21 protein-coding genes, 1 pseudogene and 1 other annotated feature are annotated in these 22,757 nt (G+C 36.6%); of the genes and pseudogenes, 16 read left to right on the forward strand and 6 right to left on the reverse strand.

Features of this window, described 5'->3' with window-relative positions:
• Window positions 1-121: 121 nt before the first annotated feature.
• Both trpS and C8K15_RS00435 read right to left on the reverse strand, forming a co-directional pair.
• Window positions 122-1,108 carry a tryptophan--tRNA ligase gene (trpS, locus tag C8K15_RS00430; protein ID WP_108584239.1) on the reverse strand — a complete coding sequence of 329 codons (987 nt, stop codon included), beginning with the start codon at window positions 1,106-1,108 and terminating at the stop codon, window positions 122-124.
• A 44-nt stretch (window positions 1,109-1,152) separates the two neighbouring features.
• Window positions 1,153-1,377: a binding site (T-box leader), on the reverse strand.
• Window positions 1,378-1,434: 57 nt separating this feature from the next.
• A complete protein-coding gene (locus C8K15_RS00435) occupies window positions 1,435-1,779 on the reverse strand; it encodes a DUF3899 domain-containing protein (RefSeq protein WP_108584240.1) in 345 nt (114 codons plus the stop codon).
• A gap of 242 nt (window positions 1,780-2,021) precedes the next feature.
• On the opposite strand from C8K15_RS00435, the gene C8K15_RS00440 reads away from it, so the two are divergent.
• The 10 genes from C8K15_RS00440 to pepF all read left to right on the forward strand — a co-directional run bounded on the left by C8K15_RS00440 (window position 2,022) and on the right by pepF (window position 14,096).
• A complete protein-coding gene (locus C8K15_RS00440) occupies window positions 2,022-3,734 on the forward strand; it encodes a peptide ABC transporter substrate-binding protein (RefSeq protein WP_108584242.1) in 1,713 nt (570 codons plus the stop codon).
• Window positions 3,735-3,925: 191 nt separating this feature from the next.
• Entirely contained in the window at window positions 3,926-4,858 is a 933-nt protein-coding gene (gene opp3b, locus C8K15_RS00445; RefSeq protein WP_108584244.1) for an oligopeptide ABC transporter permease, read from the forward strand.
• Window positions 4,858-5,877 (forward strand): oligopeptide ABC transporter permease, encoded by a 1,020-nt coding sequence (gene opp3C, locus C8K15_RS00450; protein WP_108584245.1) that lies wholly within the window; start codon window positions 4,858-4,860, stop codon window positions 5,875-5,877. The genes opp3b and opp3C overlap by 1 nt, the downstream gene beginning before the upstream one ends.
• Window positions 5,878-5,894: 17 nt before the next feature.
• On the forward strand, window positions 5,895-6,956 hold the full coding sequence (locus C8K15_RS00455; protein WP_108584246.1) for an ABC transporter ATP-binding protein: 1,062 nt from the start codon (window positions 5,895-5,897) through the stop codon (window positions 6,954-6,956).
• Entirely contained in the window at window positions 6,949-7,890 is a 942-nt protein-coding gene (locus tag C8K15_RS00460; RefSeq protein WP_108584248.1) for an ABC transporter ATP-binding protein, read from the forward strand. The genes C8K15_RS00455 and C8K15_RS00460 overlap by 8 nt, the downstream gene beginning before the upstream one ends.
• A 149-nt stretch (window positions 7,891-8,039) precedes the next feature.
• Window positions 8,040-9,257: a putative glycoside hydrolase gene (locus C8K15_RS00465; RefSeq protein ID WP_108584249.1), complete on the forward strand. Its 1,218-nt coding sequence runs from the start codon at window positions 8,040-8,042 to the stop codon at window positions 9,255-9,257.
• A gap of 402 nt (window positions 9,258-9,659) precedes the next feature.
• Complete coding sequence (spxA, locus tag C8K15_RS00470; RefSeq protein WP_162920212.1) at window positions 9,660-10,055, forward strand: transcriptional regulator SpxA; 396 nt, start codon at window positions 9,660-9,662, stop codon at window positions 10,053-10,055.
• Window positions 10,056-10,315: 260 nt separating this feature from the next.
• Complete coding sequence (mecA, locus tag C8K15_RS00475; RefSeq protein WP_108584251.1) at window positions 10,316-10,984, forward strand: adaptor protein MecA; 669 nt, start codon at window positions 10,316-10,318, stop codon at window positions 10,982-10,984.
• A gap of 132 nt (window positions 10,985-11,116) precedes the next feature.
• A complete protein-coding gene (locus C8K15_RS00480; protein ID WP_233260351.1) occupies window positions 11,117-12,223 on the forward strand; it encodes a competence protein CoiA family protein in 1,107 nt (368 codons plus the stop codon).
• A gap of 55 nt (window positions 12,224-12,278) precedes the next feature.
• On the forward strand, window positions 12,279-14,096 hold the full coding sequence (gene pepF, locus C8K15_RS00485; protein WP_108584255.1) for an oligoendopeptidase F: 1,818 nt from the start codon (window positions 12,279-12,281) through the stop codon (window positions 14,094-14,096).
• Between the two features lie 276 nt (window positions 14,097-14,372).
• On the opposite strand, the gene C8K15_RS00490 is transcribed toward pepF, so the two are convergent.
• From C8K15_RS00490 to C8K15_RS00500, 3 genes are all read right to left on the reverse strand, one after another.
• Window positions 14,373-15,179, reverse strand: a complete 807-nt coding sequence (locus C8K15_RS00490) for a ClpXP adapter SpxH family protein (protein ID WP_108584256.1) — start codon at window positions 15,177-15,179, stop codon at window positions 14,373-14,375.
• On the reverse strand, window positions 15,176-15,574 hold the full coding sequence (locus C8K15_RS00495; RefSeq protein ID WP_108584258.1) for a globin domain-containing protein: 399 nt from the start codon (window positions 15,572-15,574) through the stop codon (window positions 15,176-15,178). The genes C8K15_RS00490 and C8K15_RS00495 overlap by 4 nt, the downstream gene beginning before the upstream one ends.
• A gap of 159 nt (window positions 15,575-15,733) precedes the next feature.
• Complete coding sequence (locus C8K15_RS00500) at window positions 15,734-16,303, reverse strand: CYTH domain-containing protein (protein WP_108584260.1); 570 nt, start codon at window positions 16,301-16,303, stop codon at window positions 15,734-15,736.
• A gap of 108 nt (window positions 16,304-16,411) precedes the next feature.
• Between C8K15_RS00500 and C8K15_RS00505 the strand changes: the two genes are divergently transcribed.
• The 4 genes from C8K15_RS00505 to C8K15_RS00520 are packed head-to-tail and all read left to right on the forward strand — an operon-like array spanning window position 16,412 to window position 19,171.
• Complete coding sequence (locus tag C8K15_RS00505) at window positions 16,412-16,798, forward strand: UPF0738 family protein (RefSeq protein ID WP_108584262.1); 387 nt, start codon at window positions 16,412-16,414, stop codon at window positions 16,796-16,798.
• A 30-nt stretch (window positions 16,799-16,828) separates the two neighbouring features.
• On the forward strand, window positions 16,829-17,509 hold the full coding sequence (yjbM, locus tag C8K15_RS00510) for a GTP diphosphokinase (protein WP_108584263.1): 681 nt from the start codon (window positions 16,829-16,831) through the stop codon (window positions 17,507-17,509).
• Entirely contained in the window at window positions 17,506-18,306 is an 801-nt protein-coding gene (locus C8K15_RS00515; RefSeq protein WP_108584265.1) for an NAD kinase, read from the forward strand. Before yjbM ends, C8K15_RS00515 begins: the two co-directional genes overlap by 4 nt.
• Window positions 18,299-19,171: an RluA family pseudouridine synthase gene (locus C8K15_RS00520; RefSeq protein ID WP_108584266.1), complete on the forward strand. Its 873-nt coding sequence runs from the start codon at window positions 18,299-18,301 to the stop codon at window positions 19,169-19,171. Before C8K15_RS00515 ends, C8K15_RS00520 begins: the two co-directional genes overlap by 8 nt.
• Here C8K15_RS00520 and prpE read toward each other — a convergent pair.
• Window positions 19,168-19,910 (reverse strand): annotated as a pseudogene (gene prpE / locus C8K15_RS00525) (bis(5'-nucleosyl)-tetraphosphatase PrpE). The gene C8K15_RS00520 and the pseudogene prpE sit on opposite strands and share 4 nt — an antisense overlap.
• A gap of 101 nt (window positions 19,911-20,011) precedes the next feature.
• Between prpE and mgtE the strand changes: the two are divergent.
• Window positions 20,012-21,385, forward strand: a complete 1,374-nt coding sequence (gene mgtE / locus C8K15_RS00530; protein ID WP_108584268.1) for a magnesium transporter — start codon at window positions 20,012-20,014, stop codon at window positions 21,383-21,385.
• Between the two features lie 547 nt (window positions 21,386-21,932).
• On the forward strand, window positions 21,933-22,703 hold the full coding sequence (fabI, locus tag C8K15_RS00535; protein WP_108584270.1) for an enoyl-ACP reductase FabI: 771 nt from the start codon (window positions 21,933-21,935) through the stop codon (window positions 22,701-22,703).
• Window positions 22,704-22,757: the final 54 nt, after the last annotated feature.

The following is a 22,757-nucleotide window of genomic DNA, read 5'->3' on the forward strand; positions in this document are numbered from 1 at the left end:
CTACAAATTCTGTTGTACTTAAATTACTTATCGCTTGGTTATACATGGAAAAGTGTCTGGCTATTTATATTCCAGACACCTGATTTCATCATATTTCTAAGTTCATTTTTTCTGCTTACACTTATCGTTTTCTACCCAACCCCATCGCGTTCTCCATTTTTTTAAGTGTTTTAGACGCCACTGCTTGAGCTTTAAGAGCACCTTCATCTAAGATAATGTCTAATTCTTCAGATGTTAGTAGTGCTTCATAACGTTCCTGAATAGGCTGTAAGTGTTCGATTACTGCTTGAGCCACGGATGCTTTAAAATCTCCGTAGCCTACGCCTTGATACTTCGCTACTAACGCTTCAATAGTTTCATTTGTTAAGGCTGCTTCAATCGTTAATAAATTCGAAACGCCAGGTTTGTTGGCTACATCGTAAGCAACGACGCCTTCTGAATCTGTTACAGCACTCTTAATTTTTTTCTCGATTTCTTTTGGAGTATCTAATAAGGAAATCGTAGATTTTTTATTGGGATCCGATTTACTCATCTTTTTCAGTGGATCCTGAAGAGCCTTAATGCGAGCTCCATTTTTAGGTAAACGTATTTCTGGAATTGTTAGGACGTCGTTATAACGTTTATTAAAGCGTTCTGCTAAGTCACGTGTTAGTTCAACATGTTGCTTTTGATCATCACCAACAGGTACGATATCTGTTTGGTAAAGAAGGATGTCAGCAGCCATCAGTGGTGGATACGTAAGAAGGGAAGCAGATACGCCGTCCTTTCCTGAAGATTTATCCTTAAATTGAGTCATACGTTCAAGTTCGCCAATATAAGAAATGCATTGCATCATCCAACCTGCTTGAGCATGAGCAGGAACCTCTGATTGGATAAACAAAATGGCTTTCTTAGGGTCTATCCCAGCTGCTAAATAAAGGGCAGCTAGAGACCTAATGGTTTTACGCAGTTCTAGTCTGTCTTGTGGAACGGTAATAGCATGTTGATCAACGATACAAAAAATACAGTCATATTCGTCTTGCAATGTGGTGAATTGACGGAACGCTCCAATATAATTGCCCAGAGTTACAGTTCCTGTTGGTTGTACGCCTGAAAAGATTTTCTTCATGTAGTTTCCTCCTTTAAAATAAAAAAACACATCACTCTCCCTTGTAAAGGGACGAATGATGTGTGAATCCGTGGTACCACCCAGATTGCCAAAAAATTTTTTGGCCTCTTTAGCTTCGTAACGTGAAGGGACGTATTAAGCTACATCTTAAAAGAATTCGCTTAATAAGCTCTGAAGTCCATTCTATTTGAAGGGTAGATCTGTTTTCAGCAAACACAGACTCTCTAAACAACCCAGTCAAATGTACTAATCTTCGTCTTTGCATTTAGCATGTATTTTGTTAGTCATTATAATATAGAAGAAACTCAAAAATCAAGTGATTTTTTCTATACAAAATAAATTATCAAGGCCACTGCCATACAAAGTAAAATGGACCCACCTAATTGGAAAAATGGGACATATGGTAAATCTAATATTTCTGAAGGAGATCTCATCGATTCTGAATCGACTAGGTCTTTTTTAAATGTAAAAACTTTTCTCATACCCATAGTAAAAAGATCGAAAAATCCATTTGATACCACATAAATTAACAAGCCAATAAAAATGAGTAATCCACCGACAAAAAATGACACATTAATATATGGAGTTAACTCCAGATTATGGTAATACAGAAACATGATTGCAACAATTATTATTTGGAAAATTAGAAAAGTCACCAGTTTCTTTTTCATTTGCAACACCTCATTCTTTACACATTGTAGAAGAAAAGACAGAAAAAATCAAAATTTCGTCAACCGAATCAAATATTCGAAATTAACAGAAAAGCCTTTCACCTCAACGGTTCTGTTATATAAATGTAATATTACTGATATCTAAATGTAAAAAATATTCAAAAAAAGCCTGTACAGATTTTTAAGAATATGTATAATAAAGATTGTACCAATTTTTCAGAAAATTCAAGGGGGTCAACTTAGTGAAGAAGAGCAAGTTTTTTTGGCTGTTAAGCCTAATGTTAGTACTTAGTGTTTTCTTAGCTGCTTGTGGCGAAGACAAGAACGGAACAGAACCAGCAACACCTGGTGATACGGACAAAGATGAACCAACAGCAGGAGAAGTAAAAGATGAGGAACAAGTCCTTAATCTAATCATGAGTGCTGAAATTCCATCAATGGATTCTGCATTAGCAACAGATGCAGTTGGTTTTGATCTTTTAAACAATGTAAACGAAGGTTTATACCGTTTGAATCAAGAAAATGTTGCAGTTCCTGCAATCGCTGAAGGGGAACCTACTGTATCTGAAGATGGTTTAGTATACACGTTCAAAATTCGTGATGCTAAATGGTCTAACGGAGATGCTGTAACAGCAGGAGACTTTGAATTCGCTTGGAAACGTGCGATGAATCCTGATACTGCTTCTGAATACGGTCCATACATGATGGGTGGCGTAATCAAAAACGCAACTGCAATTTCTGAAGGAAAAGCTAAATACACTGAGTTAGGTGTTAAGGCAGTTGATGAAAAAACTCTTGAAGTAACATTAGAAAAACCAGTTCCTTACTTCTTATCTCTAATGTCTTTCGGAACTTACTTACCACAAAATGAAGCTTTCGTAACTGAAAAAGGTAAAGATTATGCAACAAACTCAGACAATTTAATTTCAAACGGACCATTCACTCTTGCTGATTGGGATGGCACTGGATTAAAATGGAAATTAGTTAAAAATGATCAGTATTGGGATGCAGAAACTGTAAAACTTACTGAAATCAACTATGACGTAGTAAAAGAAGTTCCTACAGCTGTAAACTTGTATAAAACTGGAGAAAAAGATCGTGTCGGTCTTTCTGGTGAATATGCAATGCAATATGCTAACGATCCTGATTTAGTTAAAGAATTAGAAACTACTGTATTCTATTTCAAATTTAATCAAGAGCGTAATGGCAAACCTACACCACTTGCAAACGTAAATATTCGTGAAGCAATCTCTAAAGGTTACAACAAACAAGATCTAGTTGATGTAGTACTAGCTAACGGTTCGGTTCCTGCAAACTATTTAGTACCAGCAGCATTTACATTTGACGAAAGTGGCGCTGATTTCCGAGATGTTAACGGAGACATGGCAGTTCCTAACGCAGATGAAGCAAAAGCGGCTTGGGAAAAAGGATTAAAAGAACTTGGAGTAAAAGAAATAACTCTTGAAATTCTTGGTGGAGACTCTGACGTTGCTAAGAAAATGGACGAGTACTTCAAATCTCAATTAGAGACTACTCTTCCTGGTTTAACAATTGAACTTAAAGAAGTACCATTTGCTGTACGTTTAGACCTTGATAGTGCTCAAGACTATGATATTCAATCTGCTGGATGGGGTCCTGACTTCCAAGATCCTTACACATTCATGAATCTTTGGTTAACTGATGGCGGTAACAACAAAATGTCTTATTCAAATCCTAAGTATGATGAGTTAGTAAACGCATCAGTTGGCAAATTAGCTATGGATCCAGAAGCTCGTTGGGAAGCAATGGCTGAAGCTGAAAAAATTCTTCTTGAAGAAGATTATGCGATTGCACCTAACTATCAACGTGGAACAATGCAATTACAAAAACCATATGTTAAAGGTGTTATTTCTCACCCATTCGGTGGAGACTACAGCTACAAGTGGGCTTTCATCGAAGGTAAAGACGCTCAATAATCTTTAACTTTTAATTTGTTTGAAAATCTCATAGTAAGAGAGTATATGGTTTCCGATAGGGCCATATACTCTCTTTTTAAATGAGAGTGAATTCACTAAAAATTTACTGTTTTCAATTGATTTTGACAATAACTAGTTTAATCTATATATTGTAGATTGAATGTCATAAACATTATTTAGGAGGTGCAATGATGGCTAAGTATATATTAAAACGTGTTTTCTATATGTTCATTACTCTTTTCCTGATCGCGACAGCAACATTTTTCTTAATGAAAACGCTACCAGGTTCCCCTATTAGTTCCGCTTCGAAACTTAACCCTACTCAACTTGCGGCAGTAGAGGCAAAATATGGTCTTGATCAGCCAATCCCGGTACAATATGGAAAATACATGGCGAATTTGGCTCAGGGAGATTTAGGGAATTCTTACCAATTTAAAGGTGCAAGTGTTACGGATTTAATTCTTAAACGCTTAGGGCCATCCTTTTTACTTGGTGCACAAGGTTTAATTCTTGGTATATCCATTGGGATATTATTAGGTATGATTGCTGCTTTAAGGCAAAATACCATTTGGGATTACGGGAGTACTTTTATCGCAATTCTCGGAATATCCATCCCATCTTTCGTTTTTGCATCGTTTTTACAATATTGGATTGCAGTAAAATGGGGAGTTCTTCCTGTAGCTTTATGGAATGATGGATGGAAGTCTAGTATTCTACCATCAATAGCTTTAGCGATGGGACCTCTTGCGACAGGAGCACGTTTCATTCGTACAGAAATGATAGAAGTGCTAAGTTCTGATTACATAACTTTAGCAAAATCAAAAGGTGCTACCGGATTTGAAGTTGCTTTTAAACATGCATTCCGTAATGCGTTAATTCCATTGGTAACGGTTATGGGACCATTAGCAGCTGGACTTCTAACAGGTTCACTTGTAATTGAGAAAATTTTTGCTATACCAGGCATTGGTGAACAATTCGTTAAAGCCATTATGGTTAGTGACTTCTCAATCATCATGGGTACAACTTTGTTCTTCTCTGTCTTCTTAGTGTTTGTTATTTTATTAGTCGATATCCTTTACGGAATAATCGATCCACGTATTCGTTTGTCAGGAGGTAATAGTTAATGACACAGAATCTAGAAAAGTTACCTGCTGATTCTTTTAAAAGAATTACTATTGATAGTAGTCAAGCAGAAAAGATTTCAAAACCAAGTTTAAGTTTCTGGCAAGATGCTTGGTTACGGATTCGTAAAAATAAGGCTGCCATTGTCAGTATGGTCATTTTATTGTTAATCCTTATTATGGCATTAATTGGGCCATATATAGGTCCGCATGATGCGGAAACACAAACAATTACACATTCTAATCTACCTCCTAAAGTACCAGGTTTTGAGAAACTCGGAATCTTAGATGGAATAGGAACTCTTGGTGGTACAGAAGTAGATTTATATGAAATGAAAAAAGTAGATACGTATTATTGGTTTGGTACAGACGGATTAGGTCGTGATATGTTCGCTCGTTTATGGGAAGGTACACAAATCTCCTTATTCATCGCTTTCGTTGCCGCTGCAATTGATGTGCTTATAGGTGTCTTATACGGTGGTATTTCAGGGTATTATGGTGGTCGAGTAGACGATATTATGCAACGGATTGTCGAAATTTTGTACGGTATTCCAAACTTAGTTGTCGTAATATTAATGAGTTTAGTAATGAAGCCAGGTATTACGGCCATTATTATTGCCATTACTTTAACCGGTTGGATCGGTATGTCCCGTATCGTGCGTGGACAAGTACTAAAATATAAGAATCAAGAATTTGTATTAGCAGCCCGTACATTAGGTGCTAGTAACAATCGTATAATTGGGAAGCATTTACTTCCAAACATTTTAGGGGTTATCATTATAAACACTATGTTTACAATTCCAGGTGCTATATTCTTCGAAGCATTTTTAAGCTTTATCGGTCTTGGTTTACAAGCACCAGCTGCTTCACTTGGAACGTTAATTAATGATGGTTACCAGTTGATGCAATTCCAACCACATATTTTATTGTTCCCAGCACTTGTATTAAGCATGCTTATGATTGCTTTTAACTTGCTTGGAGATGGATTACGTGATGCACTTGATCCGAAAATGAAAGATTAAGAAGGAGGAAAGCGACTATGGAAAAAATCTTAGAAGTAAAAGACCTTCAGCTTTCCTTCCACACTTTTGCAGGTGAAGTAAAAGCCATTCGTGGTGTTAACTTCGATTTGCTTAAAGGGGAAACGTTAGCGATTGTTGGTGAATCTGGTTCAGGTAAATCGGTAACTACGAAAGCCATTATGCGTCTTTTACCAGAATCTAGTTCTGAATTTAAAAGCGGAGAAATCTTATTTAACGGAAAAGATTTAACGAAGCTTACTGATAAAGAAATGCAAAAAATTCGCGGGAAAGATATCTCAATGATCTTCCAGGATCCTATGACGTCATTAAATCCTACCATGACTATTGGTCGTCAAATTACTGAACCATTGTTAAAACATCAAAAAGTAGGGAAAACAGAAGCGAAAAAAATTGCAGTCGATTTACTACGTATGGTTGGGATGCCTAAACCGGAATTGCGAATTAAACAATACCCACACCAATTTTCTGGTGGTCAACGTCAGCGTATTGTTATTGCGATTGCTTTAGCATGTAATCCACAAATTTTGATTGCAGATGAGCCGACAACTGCTTTGGACGTTACAATCCAAGCTCAAATTTTGGAACTCATGAAAGATTTACAGAAGAAAATCGATACATCGATTATCTTCATTACACATGACCTTGGGGTAGTTGCAAACGTGGCAGATCGCGTTGCGGTTATGTATGGCGGCCGCATTGTTGAAATGGGTACAGTAGATGAAATTTTCTACAATCCTCAACATCCATATACATGGGGGTTACTGAGCTCAATGCCTTCCCTCGATACGGCAGAAGAAAAATTATACGCGATTCCAGGTACGCCTCCAGACTTGTTGGATCCTCCAAAAGGAGATGCATTTGCACTTCGCAGTGAATATGCACTAGCAATTGACATGGAACAAGCACCACCTGTTTTCCAAGTAAGTGATACACATTTTGCATCCACTTGGTTATTACATCCTGATGCACCAAAAGTGGAACCACCACTTTCAATTATTGAGCGAATGAAAAAGTTCCCAGGAAGTCGTTACTATGAAGGAGTGCGTACTAATGGCTGAAAAATTACTTGAAATTAAAAATTTAAAACAATATTTCAATCAAGGTAAAGCAAATGAAGTACGTGCAGTTGATGATATTAGTTTCGATATTTACAGAGGTGAAACCCTTGGATTAGTAGGAGAGTCTGGTTGTGGTAAATCAACAACTGGCCGCTCTATTATCCGTCTTTACGATGCAACTGCTGGAGAAGTGAAATTCAATGGCGTTAGTGTTCATGGGAAAAAATCAAAGTCTGATTTGAAAATATTTAACCGTAAAATGCAAATGATTTTCCAAGATCCATATGCGTCTCTTAATCCACGTATGAAAGTGTTGGATATTATTGCAGAAGGTTTAGATATTCATGGTCTTACTAAATCATCAAAAGAACGTAAAGATCGTGTTCACGAGTTACTTGAAACTGTTGGTCTAAATAAAGAACATGCGAACCGTTACCCACATGAGTTCTCTGGTGGACAACGACAACGTCTGGGTATTGCTCGTGCTCTTGCAGTAGAGCCTGAGTTCATCATTGCTGATGAGCCAATCTCTGCACTAGACGTATCCATCCAAGCGCAAGTTGTTAACTTGTTAAAAGAATTACAAGAAGAAAAAGGATTAACGTACTTGTTTATTGCACATGATTTGTCGATGGTTAAATATATCTCAGATCGTATCGGTGTTATGTATTTTGGTAAATTGGTTGAACTTGCACCAGCTGAAGAGCTGTACAACAACCCACTACATCCATATACTCAATCACTATTATCAGCAATTCCACTACCAGATCCAAACTATGAGCGTACACGCGTACGTAAATCGTATGACCCAACGTCTCATAACTATGAAGACGGTGAAGAAATTGCAATGCGTGAAGTAACTCCTGGACATTTTGTATTCTGTTCAGCAAGAGAATTTGAATCATTAAAATTAACTTCAGCTGCTCGTGTCTAAGAGATTAAGATATTAATAGAAAAATTAGCAAAAAGAGCCATTCTTATTACAAGAATGGCTCTTATTATTGTAAATATGACAAATTTCGCTTTAAATGTAATGCTTAACTTGATAAGATGGTAATGAATAGAAAGGATGTAAATTAAACTATGACATTTAAGAAATGGATGAGTACTGGTGCTTTAATGGCGGCATTAATTGCCCCAAATACACTCGTTTCTGCTGAAGAAGAAAAGACTAATGATGATTTTACTGAACGTACATATGGATTTACTGCGATAGATGAGGAATTAATTTTGGCTTCAACGTTATTACGGTTTGACTCAGGTTTAACATTTACATACCCAGATGCTGTCCGAGGAGTTTATGTGACTGGACATTCAGCCGGTGGAGCACGATTTAATGAATTGCTAAAATTATTGGATAAAACTGATTTAAACGCCATGGTAATTGATATTAAAGATGATTTTGGTGATTTAACATACATGCCTTCAGATGATTCTCCATTGAAACCTTTGAATATCGGAAATCCTTACATTAAAAATCCTCGTGAAGTTTTAGAAATTCTAGAAGAAAAGAAAATTTACCCAATTGCCCGTGTGGTAGTCTTTAAAGATTCGGCGCTTGCCAAGGCCAAACCTGAGCTCTCATTTGTAGAAGGATCAGAAGTTTGGAAAAATGGACGTGGCGAATCCTTTGTAAATCCATTTATGAAAGAAGTATGGGATTACAATGTAGAGGTAGCCGTTGAAGCAGCGAAGATGGGTTTCCAAGAGATTCAATTTGACTATGTACGTTTTCCAGAAGGATTTGAAAATCGTGCAGATACCTTAACATACGGTAAGGGTGAATATGAGTCGTCTGACACTGATTCAGTACAAAAAAGAGTACACGCTGTCACAGACTTTGTTGCTTATGCTCGTGAAAAGCTAAAACCTTATAACGTAAAAGTTTCAGTCGATATTTTTGGATATGCTGCTACATTAGCAGAAGCACCTGGTATTGGGCAAAACTTTGGAAAGATTTCTGAAAATGTCGATGTCATTTCTTCAATGATTTATCCTAGTCACTGGACATCATATTTTGGAATTGCAAAACCAGACTTACAGCCATATAAACTGGTACAAGAATATGCAAAAGCTGAAAATGCAACTTTAGCAAAACTTGAAAGTCCACCTACATCAAGACCGTGGTTACAGGATTTTACTGCCTCTTACTTAGGTAGTGGTAACTACCAAAAGTATGGTGCTACCGAAGTACAAGCACAAATTCTAGCATTAAATGAAGCTGGAATAAAAGAATACTTATTATGGAATGCCGGTAATCGTTATTCACCGGGTGTGGATTACACTCCCCTCAATAAATGAAAAAAGTTCTCTTTCTTATAGGAAGAGAACTTTTTTTTGAAAAGTGAAACCTTTTGCCGTTTACTTACGTATTATTATATGTAGGGAAAGAATATTAGATTGTCATTTTCATTTGCTAATTGAGAATAAGAAAAACTAGAATAATGAGTGTTTAGAATGTTAATTTAGCGGGTATATTTGTATGAGAACCACAAAAAAGTTAATAAACATAGGTTTTAACTATAAATTATTGCTAAAATGTGTCGCATAAAAAAAAACTTGACTTTTCCTTGATATCTTATATTAAAATGAATAAATTTGTTGTATAATAAAAATATAAACCTATATAATAGTCATTCTAAATAAAAAATCGTTACAATATATCTGTAGTTCTTTACACATTTGAAAGGAAGTGTTCCTATGATGGTAACATTGTTTACTTCTCCTAGCTGTACATCATGTAGAAAAGCGAAAGCATGGTTAGAAGAGCATGACATTCCATATACTGAGCGTAACATCTTTTCGGAACCGCTAAGTATTAGCGAAATTAAAGAAATTTTACGAATGACGGAAGATGGAACAGACGAGATTATTTCTACTCGATCAAAAATTTTCCAAAAGTTAAATGTAGATGTTGAAAGCTTACCCTTACAACGTTTGTATGAATTAATTCAAGAACATCCAGGACTTTTACGTCGTCCTATTATTTTAGATGAAAAGCGCTTACAAGTAGGATACAACGAAGATGAAATTCGTCGTTTTTTACCTCGAAAAGTTCGAGCTTATCAATTGCTTGAAGCTCAACGTATGGTTAATTAAATTCGAATTAAAAATGGCTGATTGATTCTTCTTCTATGTATTTGAGAAGAATGGTCAGTCATTTTGCATTTTTAAGCTTGATAAAATTTGCGCTCTCTAATACAATTCTAATAAATTGTATTTTGCCAGAGTAGATGCATATCCTTTTCATTTCCTCTGGACCGTCATACAATAGAAACAGACACTGTATCGGTAAGCGGCTTGAAGTGTTGCTGTAAAAAGGGGAATCCCTTTAAAGCGATCGAAGGGAGATGTGTAAAATGGATATTGAACGAATTAATGAAAACACAGTAAAATTCTACATTTCATACATCGACATTGAAAAAAGAGGCTTCAGCCGAGATGAAATTTGGTTTAATCGAGATAAAAGTGAAGAACTCTTTTGGGAAATGATGGATGAAATTAATGATGAATCGGACTTTGAAGTTGAAGGTCCGCTATGGATTCAAGTTCATGCAATGGATAAAGGACTTGAAGTTACAGTAACTCGAGCACAAATAAATCGTGATGGAAAGAAAGTAGACTCCCCATTTGAAATGGACGACAAGGGTCAATATTTTTCTAATATGTCAGAAAGTTCATCAGAAGAACAATCTTATGATGAATATAGTGGTCTATTTACTGAAACAAATGAATCTCAAAATGAATTCACGTTTTTCGTGAAAGACTTTGAAGATTTAATTCCATTAGCCAAGCGTCTTGAATTACCTTCATATGTATCGACGTCTTTATTCGCTTATAAAGACCGTTATTACCTCTATGTCAATGCAGACGCAGAACTGATGGAAGAAGAAGAAATTAAAAACATGGTCAGTATTCTTACTGAATACGTAGATGGATCAACTGTAACTATCCACCGTTTGAAAGAATACGGAAAAGAAATTATGGCCGATGAAGTATTTGATCAAGTACTTAAATACTTTAACTAAAATCCTCCCTTAACTGGGAGGATTTTTTTATTTGCCTTTATATCAGAAAATTCGTAAAATAATAGGAAAGGAGGAATGTATATATTAACTGCATTAAAAGATAACGAAGTAATGTTCACCATCACAAGAAATATGACAAGAGATCAGTTACTATTTTTGCGAAAAACGAGCAAATTCACATGCCCTCAGTGCGAAACCCCACTTCGCTTGAAAATTGGCAAAGTCGTGATTCCCCATTTCGCTCATATTATATTAACTAATTGTTTAACCTCCTTTTCCGAAAGAGAATCCCCCACCCATTTAATTGGAAAACAACATCTCGCCGAATTTTTTACCAGAGTAGGATGTAAAGTGTCAGTTGAAGCCTATATACCAAAGATTTCTCAACGACCGGATTTATTGGTGAGAAATAAAAGAAAAACCTTTGCTATTGAATTTCAATGTAGTGTAATACCAACTGTCGATATCGAAAAAAGAACTGCTGGATATTTACGAGTAAAAATACCTTCCATATGGTTACTTCGAACGCCCCCTAACATTCAATTGACCACGAAGGGTATCTCTCTCATAAAATTGACCAAGTTCATGCATGCTTTTATTAAAAATCTGCCTACTTCAGGAGCTACCATCATCACATATGATCCATCGACAGCGAAGTTTATTTATTTTAGTCAATTAGTCCATATAAGTGGATCATCATTTTTAGCGAAGATACGAGCGTTGTCTATTGAACAACAAACGTTTCCATTTGCTCAAGTAAAAATGATAAGTAAAGAAGAGAGAGTAGATTACTGGAAACTATTTATGAATAAACGAGCAAGATTTTTGCACAATCGGATTCGATCAAGCTCATTTGGCGTTAGGGATCGTTTTTTAACCAACTGTTACGAAAACAAAGTTCGTCCAGAAAATTTACCTTTATGTATTGGTTTTCCGATACAGGATTCTCAGGTTATATTAGCGCATTTGGCCGAATGGCAATTAGAACTTATTTGTACACTTAGGGAACATCATATGGATGTTCATGATATCACTGACAAATGGCTTGAATCATATATTCTTACAAAATGTAAAGTTACTGATAAAGTAACTGCTTTAACAGTTCTTACACGCTATTGTAAAGTCCTACAAATGCTTAACTATAATGTTTACACACCAATTTCAGAGATATTCATAAGTGAATCTATATTACTTGCACACTTTGAACAAGAAATAGTTGCAAAACGTTGTGAAAATTGAGAAAATATAGTAGTTATTCGATTTTTCAATTAAATCGATTCAAGGGGGAAAACAAATGGCAGCAGAAACAAAAAACAAAATTTTAACTCGTAGTGAAGTCCCAACGGAATTAACTTGGAAACTTGAAGATATTTTTTCAAGTGACGAAGCGTGGGAAAGTGAATACAAAGAAGTAAGTGAGCTAGCAGAAAAAGCAGATTCTTACAAAGGAACTTTTAAAAATGGAGCACAAGCATTATACGAAGCTTTAGCATATAAAGATGAAGTTTCAGAACGAATTTACCGCTTATATACGTATTCTCACATGCGCTATGATCAAGATACAACAAACAGTCATTATCAAGCGATGGATAGTCGTATCAAGAATTTGCTTGTAAAAGTTTCAACTGGATTATCATTTATGACCCCTGAAATTCTAGCATTAGATGAAGAGAAAGTATTGAGTTATATGAGTGAACATGAAGAATTAGGGTTATATAAACAAGTTCTTAAAGAAATTAACGAAATGCGTCCCCATGTATTACCTGCTGAACAAGAAGCATTGCTAGCTCAAGTTTCTGAAGTAACAAACGCATCATCTGAAACGTTCAGCATGTTAAATAATGCAGATTTAGAATTCCCTACAATAAAAGATGAGAATGGCGACGAACAGGAATTAACACACGGTCGATATTCACGCTTTCTTGAAAATGAAGACCGCAGAGTACGAGAAGACGCATTCCATGCAATGTACGCTACTTACGGGAAGTTCCGCAATACATTTGCCTCAACACTTGCTGGAAATGTTAAACGTGATAACGTAAATGCTCGTTTGCGCAACTACTCTTCAGCTCGCCATGCTGCTATGTCTGAAAATCAAATTCCTGAGCAGGTCTATGATAATTTAGTTGATACAGTGAACAAGAATTTGCACTTATTGCATCGTTATGTATCTCTTCGTAAAAAAGTTTTAGGACTTGATGAGTTGCATATGTGGGATCTTTACACACCACTTGTAAAAGAGACGAAAATGGAAATTCCTTATGAAGAAGCGAAAGGCATCATGCTTAAGAGTTTTGCTCCACTTGGTGAAGAATATGTTTCGATTGCCACTAAAGGATTGGAAAATCGTTGGGTAGATGTTGTTGAAAATAAAGGCAAGCGTTCTGGTGCTTATTCTTCTGGTTCGTATGGGACAAACCCTTACGTATTGATGAACTGGCAAGATAATGTGAATAATTTATTCACTCTAGCTCATGAGTTTGGCCATAGTTTACACAGCTATTATTCACGTGCAAGCCAACCATTTGTTTATGGTAACTACTCGATATTCGTTGCAGAAGTAGCTTCAACATGTAATGAAGCATTGTTAAATGAATATATGTTAAAAACTATTGACGATGAGCAAAAACGTATCTACTTATTAAACTATTGGTTAGAAGGATTCCGCGGTACTGTATTCCGTCAAACGATGTTTGCCGAATTTGAACATTTAATTCACAAAATGGATCAAGATGGGGAAGCTCTAACTGCAGATAAATTAACCGAAGTTTACTATGATTTGAATAAAAAATATTTTGGAAATGATCTAGTAGTAGATGAGGAAATTGGTCTTGAATGGGCTCGAATTCCACATTTCTATTACAATTACTATGTGTACCAATATTCAACAGGTTATAGTGCTGCAGTGGCATTGAGTAATCAAATATTATCAGAAGGACAACCAGCTGTAGATCGATATATTAATAAATTCTTAAAAGCAGGTTGTTCGGATACACCGATTGAAGTACTGAAAAAAGCTGGAGTTGATATGACATCTGCAACTCCAATCGAAGAAGCATGTAAAGTATTTGAAGAGAAGCTTAATGAGCTCGAAAAATTATTGTTGAAGTAAATAAATGACCTTTATCCTTAATGGATGAAGGTCTTTTTGTTATTTAAATATAATGTTTAAGATTAGTACTTATTTTGCGAGCATTACTGTAAACGCTTACTCTATGACGATTTTGTGAAAAGGATTGTGAAAGATTGATTTATCCGTTATGGCATGATATCGTTTAGATGTGAAATAAATCACATACAAACACACACCCCTTTGTTTGAACGTGAACATTTCTCCCATCCCCTTTGTGAAAAAAACCGCCTCTCCAGAAATGGAGTAGGCGGTTTTTTATTTATTATAAGTTTTAAGTCGCCATTGATTGGTGTCTCCCATTGGGATACGTTCCAATTGTTGCAACAATGTACGTTTCTTTAATTCGCGTTCTGCAGCATAATTAGTTACGCCATAAATCGAGGCAACTTCTTTAGTTGATAATGTTTGATAACGGAAAAACAGTTCATCAAGCGTGGGTGGCTCTTGACGACTCAATTCGATATTTAACATCTCAGCTAAAATCTTCTCATACACTTCGTACGAATAAATACCACAAACTTTTAGACCTTCATCTTCAATACGTTCATTAAAAAACACCATACTTGGTGATTCAGTAACATCCATTTCATTACTGATATAGAGATCACATTGAAATGCACGTGTTGCTTCCTTAGACTGAATATCAGACTTGAATTCTTCAATATCCAAGTGTGCTTTTTCAGCAATTGACAATAAACTTGAATAGGTCGCTACATTTTTAGTATCTAAGAATAACTGTTCTTGTAATTTTTGTAGATATCGTATGCCTGCTCTTTTTCCTTGAAGTTCTGCTGCTTTAATCGCAACTGAAGGAAGGGCTGGATGTGTAAAGTCGTCGTCATTTATATATTCATTTTTACAGAATGAATTAAGCGTAGAAAGTTTTGTGCTAAGGACAATCCGTAGCGTAAAATATTGTTCATATTCTACTTGTAACTTTCGCAAAATCGGTTGTAAATCAAAACTCAAGGAGCAAACTGGATCTATAAATGCGTATAGCTCAATTGGCTTTGTTGAACTCGTAGAAACTATCGCTTCGGGCGGAATCTGCAAGTTATTCACACGATTTCCTCCTCTTGGTCTGGCCGGTTCGTCATATGATGAGCCGTTAATACAAGGCGATGATAGAAATCATCGCGAATTTTACCCTCTAGTCCAACTTCATCCATTGCTAGAGCCATACACTCAAGCCAAGCTTGTGCTCTTTCTGGTGTAATCGGGAAGGGCATATGTCTTGCTCTTAACATTGGGTGTCCGTGTTCCTGTGAATATATATTTGGTCCGCCTAAATATTGAGTCAAAAATTGTTTTTGTTTACGAGCAGTTTCCGTCAAGTCTTCTGGAAATATAGGCTTAAGCTTTGGGTGTGCCGCTACTTTTTCGTAAAAGACATCAACAAGTTGCGACAATATATCCGGACCAATTTCCTCATAAGGAATTATAGGTTTTCGGTTCATCTTTTGAACTCCTTTGCTTTCGCTGTATTCCCATTCTATCAACCTCACGGATTTTTCTCAAACAAATCGATTTTGGTAACGGTTGCATATTGTGTTAAGTGAATAAAATGTCTATTAATTATTAGTGGATAGCCAATGATAACTTCTTCTTACATGTTATTATCTTTTTGCAGCTTTCATGAAACGCGCAATTTTTTTAAGTGTTTGACGCTTAGGAATCTGATGATATTTGAGCAGTTCATTAAAGCTTTGTTGACCACTTGTGATATCGGTGACCTCATATTCAACCTCGTAATCTGTAATTCCTAAATAATCCGAACGATCTAAGACTAACAATCCACCTTGAAAGGATATTTCAGCCCGTTCAGTGCGAAGTGAACCGAATGCCAACAATAGCTCAGGTAGCTGCTGAAATTCACTGTAGTCTCGGGGTCTTATTAATTGGTTAGAAAGAATTTCGTCTCTTTCAATGGCTGAAATCAAGTGTGTTGTTTCCATCATCGTATGGACGTTGTCAGTAGGTGCTTTTAACGTTAATTCATTGCGTTCTCCAACGACTCGCAACCGGAAGCCCATTAAAGAATCACGCAATTGATTATTTGTAGTATCAAAATAAGTATTGGTCTGTACATGAAAGTTTTGTTTTGAAATAGCAAAAGCTCTGCAGAGTGAATGAAACTCTTCTTCTTCTAATAGGTTTTTAAATTCTATTTCTTTTTGAATGGTCATAAGAATCACCGCCTTACTTCTTATTATCCTAAAAAAATTGCAAACTGCAACAAACGAGCAGCTGTGATAAAATATGAGGTAAGTAAAGTTTGAAAGGAAGAGCTTAAATTGCGTAAAACTTATATTGTCGACAGCGGTGTTCAAAATGGTTCCGACATTCGCTTTTTATTACAAGAGAACCCTCAAGAAAACGAAGTAAAAGCAGGTGGTCAGTTAATTACTGATTCTGATAACTATGCTTTTGTTTATTTAATGGATGTTGTGGATGGGTATATATATGTACAGTTTCCAAAGACTGTTTGGCCATTACTTGCTGCTTCACTTGATGCAGACAAAGAACCAGTATTAACTTGGGGACAGACTGAATTTTCACTCGACAATTTTCGAGAAGAATTAAGTATGCTCATCTTTAATATTGAAGGAAATCACAATTATGGTGAAGAGTTTTCAAGTGCAGTTGAAGAAGCATTTAAAGAGCAACTGTCACTATCATAAATACGATAGCAGGGGTAAGGGGGACTCGTCATGGGTCAGTGGGAACGATTTTTAGAGCCTTATAAACAAGCAGTTGATGAATTGAAAATTAAATTTAAAGGCATGAGAGCACAATACGAAATAGAAAATACAAACTCACCCATTGAGTTTGTGACCGGTCGAGTGAAACCTATTGCGAGTATTTATGATAAAACACTTGAAAAGGGTATCGCGTTTGAACCATCGACACGCTTGGCCCATGAATTACAAGATATTGCAGGTTTACGTATTATGTGCCAGTTTGTGGACGATATTGAAACGGTAGTCGAGTTATTACGTCAACGACACGATATTAGCGTTGTCGAAGTGCGTGATTATATATCACATGAAAAACCGAGTGGGTATCGTTCGTATCATATGATCGTTGAATATCCAGTTCAAACCCTTCATGGCAAGATTCACATATTAGTCGAAATTCAAATTCGTACATTAGCCATGAATTTCTGGGCATCAATTGAACATTCCTTAAACTATAAATATAAGGGACTATTTCCCGAAGAAATAAAAAATCGTTTACAAAGTGCAGCTGAAGCCGCTTTCCGCTTAGATGAAGAAATGTCACTAATACGTGATGAAATTCAAGAAGCACAGAAATATTTTAGCGAAAATAAAGAGAGTGGAAATGTCAATTTCTCAACCAATTCCAATGAAAGTAGGTCGAACCATTCATGAAATTTGCTATCCAATCACGTAATGATGATCACTCGAATGAACTAATGGATCGAGCGAAAACATATTTGTCGGATTTTGGATTGGTGTGGAATGAAGAGTCGCCTGATATCGTTATTTCGATTGGTGGAGATGGCACACTCCTACATGCCTTCCATCGATATCGGGAACAATTATCCACTGTAGCGTTTGTAGGAATCCACACAGGGCATTTAGGTTTTTATGCTGATTGGAAACCTGCTGAAATTGAAAAACTTGTAATTTCGATTGCTAAGAAGGAATTTGAAGTCATTCAATATCCGCTACTGGAGGCAACGATTAATTATCGTAATAACGATGAGCAAAGCGTCTACCTCGCTTTAAATGAAAGTACGATTAAATCCCCTGACGTGACCTTAGTGATGGATGTAGAGCTTAATGACAGCCATTTTGAACGGTTCCGTGGGGATGGACTGTGTATGTCAACGCCATCTGGGAGCACAGCTTACAATAAGGCACTCGGCGGGGCAGTCATACATCCTTCATTAGAGGCTATGCAATTAACAGAAATGGCCTCTATTAATAATCGAGTTTTCCGAACAGTGGGAGCACCACTAATTTTGCCTGCTCACCATACCTGCGTATTAAAGCCAGTAAAAGCACCTGATTTTATGGTGACGATTGATCATTTACAATTGTTACATAAAGACGTTAAATCCATTCAATATCGTGTTGCAAAAGAAAAGGTACGATTCGCAAGGTTCCGCCCATTCCCATTTTGGAAACGCGTCCACGATTCGTTTATTGATAGCGATGTGTAATCAATTTACACTTACTTTTAAAGCTACGGAACAAATATTACTCCGCGAAGCTTTAGCTTCGTGGGGAATATCAAAAAGATCCTTAACGTCGATTAAATTTGATGGAGGTACTTTACTTGTAAATGGACAAGTAAAAACGGTCAGACATCCACTTGCAATAGGGGATGTAGTGACCGTTCTTTTTCCTTTAGAAGAAGTAAGTGAGGGATTGATTCGTCAAAAAGGGCCGCTCGACATTGTCTATGAAGATGATGTACTATTCATTGTCAATAAACAACCTGGGCAAAGTACCATTCCTTCACGTGAACACCCGTCAGGAACATTAGCAAACTTTGTTGCGTATTATTATGAGCAAATGTCTATTCCTTCAACAGTGCATATTTTGACTCGTCTGGACAAGGATACGTCAGGATTAGTGTGTTTAGTGAAAAATCGGCACATCCATCACATCATGAGTCACAATCATGTGATGAATAAAACTTATGAAGCCATTGTCCATGGAAAAGTTAGCGATGATTGTCAGGAAATAATTGCGCCAATTGGTCGAAAAAGTAGTAGTATTATTGAGCGTGAGGTACGAGAAGATGGCCATTTTGCTCATACAGATGTCGACGTAATTCGACATCATGCTAATTTTTCTCACGTGAAGTGTCTGCTTCACACTGGAAGAACACATCAAATTCGCGTTCATTTAGCTCATATTGGTCATCCAATCGTTGGAGACGATTTATATGGAGGAAGCGTAGCTCAAATTTCTCGGCAGGCACTTCATTGTGCATCAGTGGACATCAAACATCCACTGACAGGAAAAATGCTGACTTTTACAAGCCCAATGCCAGAAGATATGAAGAATTTGCTTTCTTAATCCGCAAATTTGTGAAACTTTTCTGACACGTAATGTTGAAGAGACGGTACAGACACTATTTCTAACTCAGGGTATAGCAATGCAGATAATTTCCCTCCAAATACACAACCCGTGTCAATGTTAATCGTATTGTTTTTAAAGCGCGCTTCTTTTGTTGGTGTGTGTCCGTAAACAATCCATGTAGAACCTTTATAATGCTTTGCCCAGTCTCTTCGAATAGGTCTACCATCTGGAAGACATTCGCCGGTAATATCACCGTACAACACAAAAGTGCTGATTTTTTTGTTAATAGGTTTACCAATCATATCTTGCCGAATACCTGCATGAGCAATGACAAGCTGATCATTGTCAAGAGATTGATACAATGGCAGAGCCTCATAAAAAGATATAAACCTTTTCCTAAAATGTATTTTTTTGCCTTTAGGTAACTGGTTAAACTCTTCAACAGTTGTTTCCAAACCATGACTAACTTGCACGTTACTTCCTTTTAAAAATCGATAAAGTTTATTACAGTGATTTCCCGGGCAATAATTTAGGTTCCTTGCATCTTGCATAGCGAATAACAACTCTAAGACTGCAAGTGATTGAGGTCCTCTATCAGTAGCATCACCCACAAATGCAAGCTGCGACCTTGTGGATGTACAAATACACCCTTATCCTGTTGATAGCCTAACTTTGAAATTAATGAGATTAGTTCTACATAGCAACCGTGTATATCACCAATAATGTCATACGACAATTCATTCACCTCTCTAAAATAAAGTATTGCGATATCATAAGTGTAACCATACAATGTAAAAAGTAGAAATGAAAACATCTAAAAGAAAGGAGGGAGCATACATGATAGAAGAGCGTAAGAATAATGAAGAAAATGAATTAGATGCTGAACAATTATTGTCATTGTTAAATGAACACCAAGTTGACGCATTTAGAGAAGAATTTTTAGCGCTACATCCGTATGATCAGGCACAATTTTTTGAAAAGGTGGGACCTGACAGTAGGCAAATTATCTATCAGTATCTCTCTCCAAAAGAAATGGCCGAAATTTTTCAATCAATTGAACTCGATGATGATGAATATGCGCCATTCTTAAAAGAAATGGAAACAATGTATGCTGCTGATATGTTATCCGAAATGTATGCGGATGATGCAGTAGACGTATTGAATGAGCTAGGTAAAGATCAAGTAGCCAGCTATTTAACTATTATGGATAATGAATCAGCTCAAGAGATTAAAGATTTATTGCACTATGAAGAGTATACGGCTGGTTCAATTATGACGACCGAATATGTTGCGATTCCGGAAAATTCAACTGCGCGATCAGCCATGACGATCTTACGTAATGCAGCACCAGAAGCCGAAACCATATACTATTTATTTGTTGTTAACGATGACCATCAGTTAACAGGTGTCGTATCATTGCGTGATTTAATTATGGCAGATGAGGATACGTTAATTCGTTCGATTCGAAACGATCGGGTGGTCAGTGTTTCCGTTAGTGAAGATCAAGAAGAAGTTGCTAGAATGATTAAGGATTATGATTTCTTAGCAGTGCCAGTCGTTGATTTTGAAAATCATTTACTTGGTATTATCACAGTTGATGATATATTAGATGTTTTAGAAGAAGAAGCTAATGACGATTACTCTAAATTAGCAGCCGTCTCAGAGATGGACACGTTTGATAAAGGACCTCTAATTGCTGCTAAAAAAAGACTGCCATGGCTTATTATTTTATTATTTTTAGGCATGTTTACAGCGAGTTTAATGGGGATATTTGAAGAAACATTAGATAAAGTGGCGATATTAGCCGTCTTTATTCCTCTAATAGCAGGAATGGCAGGAAATAGTGGTACCCAGGCACTAGCTGTAGCAGTTAGAGGTATCGCAACTGGTGATATCGCAGAACAAAGCAAAATGAAATTATTAATGCGTGAAGCGGGTACTGGTCTAATTACAGGAATTGTTTGTGCAGTATTCAGTGTGGGAATTGTCTTTTTCATCCAACATGATTTGTTATTAGGACTTTTAGTCGGAACCGCTATTTTTGGCTCCATATTTGTCGCAACTTTGTCAGGTTCATTCATTCCGCTACTCATACATCGAATGAATATCGATCCAGCTGTAGCATCGGGACCTTTTATTACCACACTTAATGATATTATTAGTATATTAATATATTTAGGGTTAGCAAGCATGTTCTTAACACAAATATAGTTTTAAAAAGAAGCAACAGTTCACAATGACTGTTGCTTCTTTTTTATGTAGAAAGCATGCGAAGAGATGCCAATTTCCGAGGATAGCCGACACAAATACGCTCATAGACGGGATAACAGTGGAGTGAATGTCCAGTTCCGCAGATAGTCGACACAGATTCGCTCATAGGCGACAAGAAACCGCGCATAGCCGACATAAATACGCTCATAGAAGGGATAGTAGTGGAGAGAATGTCCATTTCCGCAGATAGTCGACACAGATTCGCGCATAGGCGACAAGAAACCGCGCATAGCCGACACAAATCCGCTCATAGACGGGATAACAGTGGAGAGAATGTCCAGTTCCGCAGATAGTTGAAACAGATTTCCGCATAGTCGACAAGAAACCGCTCATAGTCGACACAAATACGCGCATAGAAAAAATCCTATTCCACAATTAGTAACAATGAAAGAGTACTATTTTTAAAGATTTTTTTGCACTAATCTTTCTTGTGATGTATTATTAGTACCAGGTAATAATAATTAGAATTAACTAGGGGGATTTTTTCATGTCTTTGTCATTACAAGGAAAAACATACGTTATCATGGGTGTAGCAAACAAACGGAGTATTGCTTGGGGGATTGCACAGTCTTTAGATAAAGCAGGTGCAAATATTATTTTCACGTATGCTGGGGAACGATTTGAAAAGTCTGTTCGCGATTTAGTGGCAACATTAGAAGGAAAACATGAATTAGTTCTTCCTTGTGACGTTACGAATGATGAAGACGTTGAAAAATGTTTTTCAACAATTGGACAAGAAGTAGGGAAAATCGATGGCTTAGCTCACTGTATTGCCTTTGCAAAAACAGAAGAGTTGGCGGGGAATTTCTCAGACACGTCTCGTGATGGCTTCTTACTTGCACATAATATTAGTGCTTTCTCATTAACTGTCGTAGCTAAAGCAGCAAAACCTTTAATGACTGAAGGTGGCAGTATTGTCACATTAACGTATTTAGGTGGAGAAAAAGTAGTACCTAATTATAATATTATGGGTGTAGCAAAAGCTTCTTTAGAAATGTCAGTTCGTTACTTAGCAGCTGACTTAGGAAAACATAACATTCGCGTTAATGCGATTTCAGCAGGTCCAATTCGCACATTGTCTTCTAAAGGCGTAAGTGACTTTAATAGTGTATTGAAAGAAATTGAAGAGCGTGCTCCACTTCGTCGAAATACAACACCAGAAGAAGTTGGCGATACGGCATTATTCTTATTTAGTCAATTATCTCGTGGGATTACTGGCGAAACGATACACTGTGATAGTGGTTTTCACATTCTGTAAACCAGGAGCATAAACTATCTCAAAAAGGGTGTGTATGTTTCAGTGGAAAATGAT

Source organism: Paenisporosarcina sp. OV554, assembly GCF_003058165.1.
GTDB lineage: Bacteria > Bacillota > Bacilli > Bacillales_A > Planococcaceae > Paenisporosarcina.